Source organism: Paenibacillus sp. FSL R7-0652 (assembly GCF_038595045.1).
Lineage (GTDB): Bacteria > Bacillota > Bacilli > Paenibacillales > Paenibacillaceae > Paenibacillus.
This window is the reverse complement of record NZ_CP152001.1, coordinates 6,470,840-6,484,675: the sequence shown is the minus strand read 5'-3', so window position 1 is coordinate 6,484,675 and position 13,836 is coordinate 6,470,840. Positions and strand designations below refer to the sequence as shown.

Here is a 13,836-nt window from a genome sequence, read left to right as displayed (position 1 = left end):
GAGGCACATTCCTACTGGGTATGATCTTTCTATCTGTCACCAGAGTTTGCATATTTACCCTCGTATTGAGATTGCATAGCTGCCTTTGGTCTGATTATGCGATGGGATCTGCCTATTTGCGGCCTTTACGCACCTTGAGCTGCATGCGCTTGATCGTAGTATGCTGCATGACTTCCAGCACGAGAGGACCTTTGCCGTTCAGAATCTCCACATCGGTTACGTTATCCAGAATGGTAATAATTCCGATATCGTCTGCGCTTACGCCCTCAATCTTGGCAATCGTGCCTACAAAATCGACTGCACGAAGTTTCTTCTTCTTGCCTCCGTTGAAGTTCAGCTTCATGATCTGCTGGTTCAACTGCTCACGCTTGTCCTTTTTACGTTCAGGCACAATTTTGAGCCGTTTCTCAAACTCTTCTCTGCGGCGATCGACCGCTTCCTCGGAAGGGGCCTTCATAACCGGGATTTCGAATCCAATATACGATTCAATCTCTGCAAGACGTCTGCCATCCTTTGGGGTTACCAAGGTGAAGGCTCTGCCTGTTTTACCTGCACGGCCCGTACGGCCTGTACGGTGCACATAGCTTTCTTTTTCGAGAGGGATATCATAATTGATTACATGGGTGATGTTCGTGATGTCGATTCCGCGCGCAGCAACGTCAGTGGCGATCAGATAACGGAATTGTCCGCGCCGGAAAGCATTCATTACTTCAATCCGTTCATCCTGCTCCATGCCGCCGTGTATACGATCAGCGGGATAATCGAGGTCAGCCATGACCCGGAACAGTTTATCCACATTATCTTGTGTCCGGCAGAATACAATGCAGCTGTCCGGGTTTTCCGTAATAAGCAAATCCTGCAGCAACGCAGTTTTATTCACTTCCGAAGTGTGAATTACGGCATGTTCGATCGTGGCTGTGGTCAGTCCACTGGCCTTGATCTCGATCTCTACAGGTGTGTTCATATACTGCCGTGACAGCTTCGCTACATCTTCCGGGAACGTTGCGGAGAACAGCATCGTTGTACGCTCTTTCGGGAGAGCCTGAATAATGGCCTGTACTGTCTCGATAAAGCCCATGTTCAGCATCTCGTCTGCTTCATCAATGACCAGATAAGCGATGCGGTCCAGCGGCAGTGTGCCCCGTTCAATATGATCCAGAACCCGGCCTGGTGTACCGACAGCCACATGGGTTCGCTGCTTCAGCTCGGCCTTTTGAATGTGAAAAGGAGATTGTCCATATAGTGCGGTGGCTTTAATCCGCTTAAAGCGCCCGATGTTGGTAATGTCCTCATTGACCTGCAGGGCCAGCTCTCGTGTTGGAGTCAGAATCAGAGCCTGCGGTTTATTTTCGTTCCAGTCCACCAATTCGCAGAGCGGAATGCCGTATGCGGCTGTTTTGCCGCTGCCCGTCTGTGATTTCACCACAAGATCCTGATTCTCCAGTGCGACAGGAATGACCCGGGTCTGAACTTCTGTAGGATTCTCGTAGCCCAGGCTGTCCAGTGCTCGGACAATCTCTTCGCCCAAGCCGTAATCTTTAAAATGCTGCTTACTCATCGTTTACCTCTTTTGCGTTTAGTTTGGAATGCTTACAACTGCGCCCATGATACTGGTCCAGCAGCATCTGTCATCTTCTCTTACTACTTACAAGCATTACACCGTACATGTATCATATACTTGCCTTATTATACCTTATGTACGAGAGATGCATATGGTAATTCACAAATCCAGTGTGCTGGCGGAGTTAAAATGAAAAGAAACTTGGCAGCATGCCGTTCATATGATACAGTGCAGCGTTCCACGTGAAACGTTTTGTATCATTTTCAAGAATGCAGTGTGGGAGGAGATACAAATTTGGATATAAGAATTAAGCGAGTGTGGGTGCAGATTGTATGGTCAGCCTTGCTGCTTATGATGTTTACGGTGACTTTAACAGCCTGCAGCACTGCTGCTTTCAAATCACCTCAAGGGGCAGAGCCGAGCAGGTTATCAGCGGAGCGGATACAGGAACTGCGCGATCAATACCCGGTGTACTCCGGTGTTCCGCCATTAATCAACATGAGGGAAGTAAGCTTTCGTGAGATCATGAATTATGCCGATGCAGTTATTGTGGCCGAGGTGATCGGAGACCACCCCCCTTTTAGCGTAGAATTGACTGCAGAGCCAGGCACTTCTGAAGGAGCACTTGCCGAGAAACAGCGAAATCAGGGATTAAGTCCGGATGAACCGGAATTTACAGCCTATCAGGTAAAAGTGCTTGAAGTTGTAAGCGGAGAAGATGTACCCGAAAATACGTTTCTGTTCTACAATGCGGTGTTTGCAGGTATAGAACCGGAGCTTAAACCGGGAATGAGAATAGTTACTGCGGTGGGCAAAGGTACAGCGGGCGGGCAGATCGGAGGATATTCATTCAGCCGTTCCGGCACATACTATATCGTGGATGAGGACTATGTGCTTGCAGCGTATGAAGGCCAAACAGAGGATGTGCGTGATTTTACGGATCAAACGAATGGCATTCGGCTCGGTGCGATGATGCGTATAATCAAGGATATAGGCCGGGAGGCTGCGTCAAACGATAGGCCGCACCCAAGAGGGCGATGCCATCCCATCGTCACTTGGGTGCATCGCCCTTCATATATCCAGCGGTTACTTTAGAATGCTTACATACTTGCCGTATACGTATGCTGTTCTTCCATCCAGCTTCACTTTGACCCAGCCGTAATCATGGTCTGTACTGATGACATCAAGCATCGTGCCTTTTGGTACGGAAGTGATAACTTTGGCCTTCGATGAAGCGCCTGCACGTACGTTCAGGTAATTAGCAGTAACCTTGGCTTGTTTGGCAGGAGTCTTGTTCCCCGGTTTGCCTGGTTTTACGGTGTCTGGCTTCGATGTTCCTGGCGATGTTTCCGGTTTTGGTGCTGGCTTCGGTTTCTCTGGAGCAGTAGGATTCCCAGGAGCAGGTGCAGCCGCATCGTCTTCACTGCCAGTATCATTACCAGCTGCTGTCTTGCGGGCTTTGTTCAACTGCTGATAGAATGTGCCTTTCGTTGGCACACTTTTGAACTGAGCCGCATCTACCCCTGCTTTGGAGGACAACGCTTCGATCTCTTCTGCAGTGACAGCATCCAAAATATTAATGGAGGCAATGTTGGTGTATTTGCCATCTTCCGTGGTTGGCACAGACAGGATGCCATCATTGATGAGTTCCACAACATCTGCACGTTCCGGTGCAGTCAGGTCAACGCCCGTAATTTTCCAATTGTGCTGTATCTTCGGTTCATATACACCTTTCATCACATCTTTCAAATAAGCAATAGAGAGATTGCGAATGGTGCCTTGAATTTCACCGAACGCTGCAGCGTCCTTGGAAGACCAGAGCTGCTTGAACTTGCGTCCTTCGAGTGCTCCTCCTTTGGCAATCAGCGCTTCCATTCGGTATGCATTCATGCCGAGTTTGAGCGTATCCTCTGCCAGAACCGTTTTTCCGTCACTGTATTTCAAGTCCGTAATCCGGCTGCCATACGGCTTGGTCAGATCAATCTCATACGTTACACCGCCGAAGAAGTCATCGGTGCTGTATTTGGAAGCGCGGCGCTTCGGATCAAAGCTGATGGTGACATCTCCGGGCCGTGTAGAATTAAAGTACCCCGCAGACCATTCCATATAATCTTTCAGATCACGTCCGGTCACTTCATATACGGTAACTTCACCAAAGGTGTATTGATAGTTGAATGCAATATCCTTTTTCTTGATTGGGCCAACGTCCAGCTTTGCTTTGTCATTATCGATCTGATGGGCAACGACATCGGCATCACTGTAATGGAGCATGACTTCGGTGAAAAAATCGGAAAGCGGCGTTTCCTGGATCTGTACGGCAGGTATACCTTTAATTTCATCCGCAGGGACCAGGTTGATTCCTTTCAACTCGGCCACTTCAATGTTGGCATCGGCACGCGCGAACTCGTGGAACGGGTGCAGTGTTTTTTCGAGCGAAGGATCGGAGACCTCATACGTACCATCGGCTTTTTTGACAGCAAGTGCTTTGGCTTCCTTGCTTTTCAGCGCGATCTTGCCGTCCTCTTTGGTAAACTTCAGGTCAATGCGTGACATATGTGTACCGTATTTATTCGGTTCAGAGATCAATACGCCGTTCACCGTCTGGGATTCGATCAGCTGATGCATATGTCCGGCAAAAATAGCAGCCAGCTCCGGGTTGGCATTGGCGATATCCGTTACTCCGGTACCCGGATTACCGTTCTCGTTATCCAGTCCCATATGCATCAGGCCAACCATTACGTCCACTTTGCCTTTCAGCTCGGCAATGGCTTTGCGCGTCTCTTCGACCGGGTCTTTGACAATGACACCATCCAGATGGTCTGTTCCTTTCTCGAACTCGGTGATCATCGGGGTGTTCATGCCGATTACGCCCACTTTGATGCCGTCCCGCTCTATAATGGTATATGCAGGCATGTACCTGTCACCATTTTCTTTGAAAATGTTACCGACAAGCGCCTGACCTTTGAACTGTGAAGAGATTTTCTCCAGCACGTCCAGGCCAAAGTTGAACTCATGATTTCCCATAACCCAGGCATCATAGTTCATCTCGTTCATGGCAACCATCATCGGAGATTTGGGTTGATCATTAAACAGTTCAGCAGAGTTATCCTGAATCATATCTCCCGCATCCAGCAGGATGGTGTTCGGATTCTCGGAGCGAACCTTCTTCACCATCGTATAGAGCTGTGTCATGCTGCCTGCCGGGTTGGGACCGTCTAATGCATAATCCCATGGCATGAACCGGCCATGAATATCAGACGTACCAAGCAGGGTGATTGTTGTTTCCTGATCTGCTGCAGCCGCTTGAGCGCTTTCAGAAGCAAGCGGGGTGAGCAGCAGGGAAGCACCTAACAGAATGGATAAAGACCAGCTGGCGAAACGTTTCAAACGATGTGTGCGCATGTGTAATCTCCCTTGTGTTCTAATGTGTGTGTGTTGTATGTATCATTCCATACTAGAGAAACGTCAACGGAATGTAAACGCTCATGTCATATTTGTGTTCGAAATAGTTGAACGATGAAAAGGAGAAAAGCAATACAAAGTATACTTTCCTAAGTAAATAGTATGATTTATATGTGTATAAAACCAAAATTATCCATTATGATGTCCTTGTAAGCGCTTTATAAAATATACCCAACCAAGGAGGAATATTATGTTGAAGACCAAATGGTTTAAGACGGTAGGTACGCTTGCTCTGGCAGGTGTACTGGCTGCGTCGGTCGCGGTGGGCAGTGTCAGTGCCGGATTGGCCAAAGGTAGTAAATTCCTGGGGAATATTATAGCCAGCCAGGTACCGAACAATTTCAGTCCGTACTGGAACCAGGTAACGCCAGAGAATTCCACGAAGTGGGGGGCGGTAGAAGGTACGCGTAATGTGATGAACTGGGGCCAGGCAGATATGGCTTACAACTATGCAAAAAACAATAAAATGCCTTTCAAATTCCATACCCTTGTTTGGGGAAATCAGGCACCTAACTGGATTAATGGCCTCTCTGCTAATGATCAGAGAGCCGAAGTGCTTCAGTGGATTCGTGCTGCAGGACAGCGGTACTCCCAAGCGGAGTTTGTCGATGTCGTCAATGAACCGCTGCATGCGAAGCCATCTTTCAAAAACGCGATTGGTGGAGATGGACAAACCGGCTGGGATTGGGTGATCTGGTCATTCGAGCAGGCAAGACAAGCCTTCCCGAATTCCAAATTGCTGATCAATGAATACGGCATTATCGGTGATCCTCCGAAAGCAGATCAATATATCCAGATTATCAACATCCTGAAAAGCAGAGGCCTTGTTGATGGCATCGGTATTCAAGCGCACTACTTCAATATGGACAACGTATCTGTGAACACGATGAACACGGTTCTGAACAAACTGCAAGCTACAGGCCTTCCAGTGTATGTATCCGAGCTGGACATGACTGGCGATGACAATACCCAGCTGCAGCGTTACCAACAAAAATTCCCGGTACTGTGGAAGCACCCGGCCGTTAAAGGTGTTACGCTGTGGGGTTACAACGAAAACCAAACTTGGACTAGTGGTTCCCACCTGGTAAGAAGCAACGGAACAGAGCGTCCTGCAATGCAGTGGCTGAAAAACTACCTGGCGAACAATCCTTAAACCTGAGTAGAACCATTTCTACCGCTCAATATCTAAAATCAGTTAATCCCCTTATCCCCCAAGAGCCTGTCCCGTTAGATTCGGGACAGGCTCTTCTTTAGCATACCTATGCAGTAATACAGAACGAGGATTCAGTCCGCTGTAATCACCATACTGTTAAAGGAATCGGCTTCTAACTGCACGTGAATCGTCTGTCCTTCGGCGAACGTCAAGTGAAGATCACGGCGATCCGGGAACGGATTGTTAACTATGATGACGAGACTATTATCCGGGTTGCGGAAGGCAACAGCTTTGCCGCTCCATGCGCCAGAGAGACCCAGCCGGCGAGCACCGTTAACGATATGATGAGCAAAATGTTTCATGACATAATACTCTGGATTACGAGTAATCTCCCTATTCGCAGGATCAACGGTAATCATAGAATTCTGCTCCCAGCCCCAAGTACTGCGTCCTTTCGGCTCCAGCACCATATTCCAGTAAATATAGGCATTAACGCCGTTAGTAAAATAGTGCTGGTACAGGTTATATACATGCTTGGCATAGTTCCACGAGTTATTACCATCCCCGCATTCATTCTCCGTCTGCATGTAGCGAAGCTCCGGGTAACTTGCCGCGGTACGTTGGATGGCATGTTTACCTGCCCATTGATACCCGACCCCTTTGATGTAGGAATAGGCTTTTGGATCACTCAGCACGAGTCCGGCGTATTCATCGAAACCGGTTGTTTTCTTTTTCATCAGTTCTTCCCAAGGATCAGGCGCATTGATCGTACCCAGCCATATTTCGGTGTCCAGACCATGTTTGTCAAAAGCAGGCCCCAGATAATCAGCGATAAATTCGCGCAGCTGCTCGCCTGTCCACATGCAGGAAGGGAACTTCTGATCTGCGATGACTTCATTCTGCACATGTACCTGATGAATTGTAATGCCTGCCTCGCGGTAGGCCTCTACAAACTTCACAAAGTACAGGGCGTAAGCCTCCAGGATCTCCTTTTCCCAGCGCAGTGTGCCGTAGTTATACGCTTTGGGGAACTTCATCCAGGTGGGCGGACTCCAAGGTGATGCGAACAGCTGCAGGTCCGGGTTATAACGCAAGGCTTCCTTAATGTAAGGAATCAGATATTTGAAATCTCGCTCAATGGAAAAATGGTCCATAGCCACATCGCCGTCTACCTCGTTGTGGCTGTACCACTGCTCTGCGTAATCACTTGCGCCAATAGGCAGGCGGCAGATGGTAAACCGATGCTCCCCTTCCGGGTGGAACAGGGAATGCAGCACCTCGTGCCGCTGTTCCTCACTTAAATGAGCGAGAGCCAAATATCCAAGTTCGTTGAAGCAGCCGCCGAACCCTTCGACAAGCTGATGCTGCTCTCCGGTCAGCGCTAAGTTAGCGTTTTCATTTGTAAGTACAGCAGCTAGTTCATTCCATGGATTTGCTGGTGTAGTAGAATATCCATTAAACGTATATGTCATATGATGCTCCTCCTTGTTGGTCCCTCAGCAGCCTTTTTGATTATGTTCAGTATATCAACTTCCATCCTAAAAGCAGATGTGCTAAACCGTGCAATATTTACCCTAATCCAATATAGTCAGCTTCGAACTTGAATGAATGTGGAATGATGAGAACCACGCCATTACGCATACAGCTTCTACAGAGGCTGCAGTGAGTAATTCGCTGCACGGATTACAGGAGATACCCTAATCCCTGAGATGCCGTATTTGCATAAAGAAGAGCACGGGAAAATCCCCGCTGAAGATTCAGGCGGGGATGCAATCATGTTTCTGTGATATACCATTCTGTAATAGGTCATGCAATTGGTCATGGACTAACCTGGGGGAATGGCTGCTGTGAAGATTACCTTTATTGGTCGTAATAAGTAATACCTTTGGGGTTAGGGAGCGGCACGATCGGCACTTTCAGGCTGTGGTTTATTCTCAAAGATCAGAATCGTTTTACTGCGAGCTATATAGCCAACAGTTGTACGAAGCTGCTCCGAAATGAACCGAACGGGTACGTAGGCTTTACCTTCTCTCATCAACAGCGGAGCATCATTCAGGACGGATTTACCGTTAAGGTCCACCTGTTTACTGCCTACGCTCCAGCGAATCGTTTGATCGTCCTGCGTAATTACAGCTTCTCGTGCGCCGCTGTTCCAGGTCACACGAGCGTTCAACTGCTCGGATACAAAACGGAGCGGTACGTACGTCCGGCCCTCATCAATAAAAGGAGCTGCATCCAGTGCGTATGCACGATCACCCACATATGCCGTGGCAGACCCTTCGATCAGGCGTTGAAAACGACCCTGCGGTGTTCGTTTCTGCTCTCTCACATTCATCTGGTTGAGCTGCTGCATCGTGTGACTGCCATTGGTCACATCCAGGTAATTATTCTGTACGGTAAGTCCGGCCGGGACTGTTTCTGTCACAACACCCTGCATACCTGCGGACAGAGAGGTGGATGCCGAGATGTTGTCGACACTTGGCAGCCCTGAACTGCCCAGCGTGAGCGATAAGTCCGCGAGCGGTGTCAGGTCCCAGATGCGGTTGTTGGACAGCTTCAATACGTTCAATTTTGTTAACTTGCGCAGCGGCTCCAGATCATAGATCTGATTGGATTCCGCATTCAGTTCGGTTAAGTTAATCAATGCGGTCAAGCCGCTGAGCTGATGAACCTGATTATTTGAAATATCCAATGTCCGCAGATGGGTCATCTGACTCAGAGGTGTAAGACTGGATATATGGTTGCCTGAAACATTCAGCTCTCGCAGTGTATTTGGCAGATCTGCAAGGACATCGAGTGACGTAATATGATTGTTTGCCACATTCAACTTCTCCAGCTTCTTCTGTTCTGTCAGAGGCGTGAGGTCTGTAATCAAATTGTTGGAGATTTCAAGCCATTGCAGCGAATGCAGCTCTGCCAGAGTATCCAGACTTGCAATCCGGTTACCGCTGGCATGCAGTGTATGTAATCTGGGAAATTCCCGCACTATGTCAATGGATGTTATGGAATTGTTGCTGATATACAGGCGGCCCAGCTGCTGCAGTGCAGCCAGAGGTTCAATGGATGTAATGTAATTATTACGAACGTCAACCTCGCGAAGCTGTGTCAGGTGCTCGAGCGGTGTAAGGTCTGTAATTTCGTTGCCGTACAGACGCAGATGGGTCAGATTTACGGCATGCTCCAGCCCGGACAGATTCTGAATGCCGGCACTGCTCAGATCTACCACGCGAAGCTGCTTCAGATCCGTGGAAGTTAGAGACTGGTCTACAGGGATGTTTAGAATAAGCTTGAGTCCGTCTTCCAGTGCAGGGTCCTTGATGAGATGCTCTTCCGCTTCAGCTGCCGTTTGGGCCATCGCCTGCCCCGCTGCACTTATACTTAACACGCATATGAACAATAACAACGTTATTCTCTTTATTAACATGCCTTCCCTCCAGATCAACATCAATTTATAGTGAGAATCATAATTTTCCGATGGTGACATCCAAACCATAATAAACCAAAATGATAGTATCCAAACTCTATATGAAACTGCGTCAGCAGATCATTAACAGCTCTTTGAATGTGAGTCTGATCGTATAAAGTAAGTGTACATGAATTATCTTTCGCCCAACTTATAGTCATTAACCTGTATTAAGAGAATAGGAACACTAATTTTACAACATGCACCTATGTATACTTTTATTCTATATGATATAGGTCATGCCCTGCACTTTTTCAGTATAACTTTGTCCAAATTAAAGATATTTCCATCATGTCATATTCAATCCCTCTATGAAGAGGGTAAAGATGTACAGATGCCATATGTGGAGAGGAAGATGTGTCGATGAGGAAAGCAATGATTATTAGCAACCCGTCGTCAGGCAAGGAAAAAGCAGAGCAGTACGTATCCAAGGTCCAAACGATTCTGGAATCCAGGCAGTATGCGGTGGTGGTCAATGAAACAGGAGGAGAAGGAGATGCTGCCAACTATGGTTTGAATGCCTGCAAAGATGGGTGCGATGTGGTGATCTCCATTGGTGGAGACGGCACCCTGCATGAAACGATTAACGGCATGCTGGATCAGGAGCATCGCCCTCTGCTGGGTATCGTGCCGCTGGGAACAGTGAATGATTTTGCACGGGCATTACATATATCTCTTGACCCGGATGAAGCCATCGAACAGCTCCGCTCGGAACAGACCCGACTTGTGGATCTCGGCATGGTTAATGGGCAGCTCTTTGCCAATGTCATTGCTGCCGGTTCTCTGGCGGAAGCCCTATTCTCTGTATCGTCAGAGGAAAAGTCGAAGCTTGGATCGTTCGCTTATCTAAAAGAAGGACTGAAGGATCTGGTGAATACACCGCCCAATACCTTGAAGATTGAATATGACGGACAGCTGTGGGAGGGAGAATCACCGCTCTTTCTGGCAGCACTCACCAACTCGGTTGGAGGGTTCGAGAAGCTTTCACCGGATGCAGAGGTAGATGACGGACTCATCCACTGTTTTGTGATTCGGAACATCGGTGTGTTCAACAGCTTGACTTTAGGCACCTCACTGTTCTTCGGCAATCTGAAGGAGCACAAAGATGTGGACTATTTTACAGCCAAAGAAGTAGTTGTCCGTTCAGACGAACCTATTCGTACGAATGTTGATGGAGAGGAAGGCCCTGCTTTACCGATTGATATTCGTGTTCTGCCTGGCTGTATGAAGGTCATCGTGCCGGAAGAAAGATAACAGATTCAAGCCCGCTGATGAGCAGCTCCGGCGAAAACAAATCATTTCTCCATATAAATGTGCGGAAAGTCTATTGAAACCGATTGCAGATATATGTCACAATCATAGACGGAAGACAGGCATGGACATGTATATACGGATCAGTCTATGCAAACAAACTATTTTTGAATATGGAGGGGAAACATCTTGAGAACCATTAAACTGGGCAGCAGTGCACTCGATGTACCTGTAGTTGCTGTAGGTTGTATGCGAATCAATTCATTGGATCGTAAGGACGCGGAGCATTTTGTACGTTCTGCCATGGAAATAGGAGCAAATTTCTTCGATCACGCCGATATTTACGGCACAGGGACATGTGAGGAGATTTTTGCCGATGCTGTGCAGATGAATCCCCAAGTCCGTGAAAATTTGATTCTTCAATCCAAATGCGGAATTCGTAAAGGCATGTTCGATTTCTCCAAAGAGCATATCCTGAATTCGGTAGATGGCATTCTGCAGCGTCTGAGAACGGAATACCTGGATGTACTGCTGCTGCACCGTCCGGATGCACTTGTTGAGCCTGAGGAAGTGGCAGAAGCATTTGATCAGCTGGAACGTGAGGGGAAAGTCCGTCACTTCGGCGTATCAAACCAGAATCCAAATCAGATTGCCTTGTTGAAAAAATACGTTAAACAGCCGCTGGTAGCCAATCAGCTGCAGATGAGTATTACCAATACGACAATGATCGATAGCGGCATCAACGTAAACATGGAGAATGATGCTGCAGTGAACAGAGATGGCAGCATTCTGGATTACTGCCGTCTGCATGACATCACCATTCAACCATGGTCTCCGTTCCAATACGGATTCTTTGAAGGTGTCTTCCTGGGAAATGAGAAGTTCCCGGAATTGAATGCCAAGATTGATGAGATCGCTGCGAAGTATGGTGTGAGCAATACAACGATTGCGATTGCATGGCTGCTTCGTCATCCTGCGCAGATGCAGCCTGTAACAGGCACGATGAACATTGAACGTCTGCAGGATTGTGTGAAAGCGAGCGAAGTCCACCTCACTCGCCCAGAGTGGTATGAAATTTACCGTGCTGCAGGTAATGTACTGCCTTAAATCCAGCACGATGAATGATGCAGCTCCAGTGCATGCACTGCAAATGTGCATGCAAATATACTGTGATGTTTGATTGATCGACACGAGTCTGACGGCTCGTGTTTTTTTTGTTCACTTTAGGTCTTGGAAAAATAACACTTTTTGATATAAAATATAGATACATACTTTTTCGTTTCAAAAGGATTAAAATGTAATTAATACAAATTAGTTGAAATTATTTTATTGAAAAGCATGTACAGATTACATATAATTACTTTTGTGTACTAACAATCTCGTTTTGGTGTTTTTATTTTGGAGGGTGGTGTTCCCTTGGAGCCGACAACCACGATACGTGATCATTTAGAACGTTATCTGAAGCGCGAACAGATGTCGATCAGTCTTTTTTCAGAACTGTCAGGAATTAATTCCGGTACACTCAGCAATATTTTGAATAAAAATAGGCCGATCTCTATGCAGCAGCTGGACCGCATCACATCAGCCATGAAGCTTGCGCCGGGCCATTTCTATGAGATGTATATTGATGAATGCTTTGTGCATGCTGCACCGGATTGGCGGAGATTAGGTCCGTTCCTGCATCGATGTGCCGAACTGGACAAGCTGGACTGCATCGAAGAGGTCGTTCGTCTAATGATGGATAATCTGTCTTATATCCCGCTGTTATTTGAGGTGGCAGAGGAATTCTATCATGAAGGCAAATGGAAACCGGCAACTCTATTATATGAAACGATAGCCGAAAGTGAGAAGATGCAGCATTCCGAGCGGCTTGCCCTCTGTCAGTATCGCTTGTTCAAGCTGGGACTGACAAATGATCAGCAGCGGAATGTCATTATTGCTGCACAATTTGAATATTACGTGGATCGACTGGATGAACGGTATCAGCTGGATGCACTAAATGAGCTGATTAATGCTTTTGCCTCACTCCACAGATGGAGCAAAGTACAGGAGTTATCCGAGAAGCTGCGGGTGAAGGCGACCATTCACTATGAACTGAATGGGCGGAAGAAGGCGGAAGAAACCAAGCGAGCAATCATTTTTTATATCATGTATGCTTATCTGGCTTCAGGAAGTGCCTACTTTCATTTGGATAATTATGAGATGGCGCTTAAATATGTTTCGTTATATTCGGATTCCACTTGGGTGAAAGATCCCGATCATGAAGAAATGGTTGTTATTCAACAATTTCAGGAATGGGCTGAGGGGAACCGTTATATATATCAATTAATGGCTGGACAATTTGAAATCCTGCCTCAATATCTATCCTACATTTCAACGAAAGAGAACGAAATATTTCCTGCGTTATGTGATATTGTAACAGCGGCCAATCGATATGATATGAATATCGATGGTGTGTTAGAGCAGTATGCGCCGCACTTTACTTATCAGGAGCAGCGGAACCGGATCGGGAAAGTCAGCAAACAGATTACAGATGATCGGTACGTCCGTCTTTTGTCTGGATTAGGCAAGTACTATCTGAGACGAGACCAATTTGCGCAGGGTATAAATTTTGTTCTGGACAGCTTGAGATTTTCTATTGAAATTAGCGATGGAAGAGGTATGCTTAGAAGTGTCGGACTGTTTGAGCAGTATAGGGATTATGCGTCCGATGCGGCTATACAGCAATACAAAATCTTGATTGGTGAGGTGCAGAAAATCAATGAAGAAAAAACTGGCTTTGCTGATAGTTACTTGTAGTATACTGGTAGGTGTTTTACCGGTCATTACGGGTCCTTCTCCAACCCCGGGTAATCTCAATCCCCCAATTAACAAAACATTCGATCACGGTTTAGGGACATAAGTCTAAGCCACCTAAGCGCTTCTGATTCTTTCAGAGGCGCTTTT

Annotated in this window: 9 protein-coding genes; 5 read left to right on the top strand and 4 right to left on the bottom strand. The window is 47.1% G+C overall.

Annotated features, from left to right (window positions below; all coding sequences use genetic code 11):
• Positions 1-112: 112 nt before the first annotated feature.
• The gene (locus tag MKY97_RS28250; RefSeq protein WP_342553448.1) at positions 113-1,558 is read right to left on the bottom strand and encodes a DEAD/DEAH box helicase; all 1,446 of its coding nucleotides are present in this window, start codon (positions 1,556-1,558) and stop codon (positions 113-115) included.
• A 297-nt stretch (positions 1,559-1,855) separates the two neighbouring features.
• On the opposite strand from MKY97_RS28250, the gene MKY97_RS28245 reads away from it, so the two are divergent.
• Positions 1,856-2,656 (top strand): hypothetical protein, encoded by an 801-nt coding sequence (locus MKY97_RS28245; RefSeq protein ID WP_342553447.1) that lies wholly within the window; start codon positions 1,856-1,858, stop codon positions 2,654-2,656.
• Here the strand turns inward: MKY97_RS28245 and MKY97_RS28240 are convergent.
• Positions 2,648-4,963 carry a 5'-nucleotidase C-terminal domain-containing protein gene (locus MKY97_RS28240; RefSeq protein WP_342553446.1) on the bottom strand — a complete coding sequence of 772 codons (2,316 nt, stop codon included), beginning with the start codon at positions 4,961-4,963 and terminating at the stop codon, positions 2,648-2,650. The genes MKY97_RS28245 and MKY97_RS28240 overlap by 9 nt on opposite strands.
• 250 nt (positions 4,964-5,213) lie before the next feature.
• Here MKY97_RS28240 and MKY97_RS28235 point away from each other — a divergent pair, with 250 nt between their 5' ends.
• Positions 5,214-6,176, top strand: coding sequence for an endo-1,4-beta-xylanase (locus MKY97_RS28235; RefSeq protein WP_342553445.1), 963 nt, complete (start codon positions 5,214-5,216; stop codon positions 6,174-6,176).
• A 131-nt stretch (positions 6,177-6,307) separates the two neighbouring features.
• Here the strand turns inward: MKY97_RS28235 and MKY97_RS28230 are convergent, their stop codons facing one another.
• Both MKY97_RS28230 and MKY97_RS28225 read right to left on the bottom strand, forming a co-directional pair.
• Positions 6,308-7,648 (bottom strand): glycoside hydrolase family 30 protein, encoded by a 1,341-nt coding sequence (locus tag MKY97_RS28230; protein WP_342553444.1) that lies wholly within the window; start codon positions 7,646-7,648, stop codon positions 6,308-6,310.
• 419 nt (positions 7,649-8,067) lie between these two features.
• On the bottom strand, positions 8,068-9,600 hold the full coding sequence (locus MKY97_RS28225) for a leucine-rich repeat protein (protein ID WP_342553443.1): 1,533 nt from the start codon (positions 9,598-9,600) through the stop codon (positions 8,068-8,070).
• Positions 9,601-10,002: 402 nt separating this feature from the next.
• On the opposite strand from MKY97_RS28225, the gene MKY97_RS28220 reads away from it, so the two are divergent.
• The 3 genes from MKY97_RS28220 to MKY97_RS28210 all read left to right on the top strand — a co-directional run bounded on the left by MKY97_RS28220 (position 10,003) and on the right by MKY97_RS28210 (position 13,689).
• Complete coding sequence (locus MKY97_RS28220) at positions 10,003-10,893, top strand: diacylglycerol kinase family protein (protein ID WP_342553442.1); 891 nt, start codon at positions 10,003-10,005, stop codon at positions 10,891-10,893.
• 186 nt (positions 10,894-11,079) lie between these two features.
• Positions 11,080-11,997 (top strand): aldo/keto reductase, encoded by a 918-nt coding sequence (locus MKY97_RS28215; protein ID WP_342553441.1) that lies wholly within the window; start codon positions 11,080-11,082, stop codon positions 11,995-11,997.
• A gap of 309 nt (positions 11,998-12,306) precedes the next feature.
• A complete protein-coding gene (locus MKY97_RS28210; protein ID WP_342553440.1) occupies positions 12,307-13,689 on the top strand; it encodes a helix-turn-helix transcriptional regulator in 1,383 nt (460 codons plus the stop codon).
• Positions 13,690-13,836: the final 147 nt, after the last annotated feature.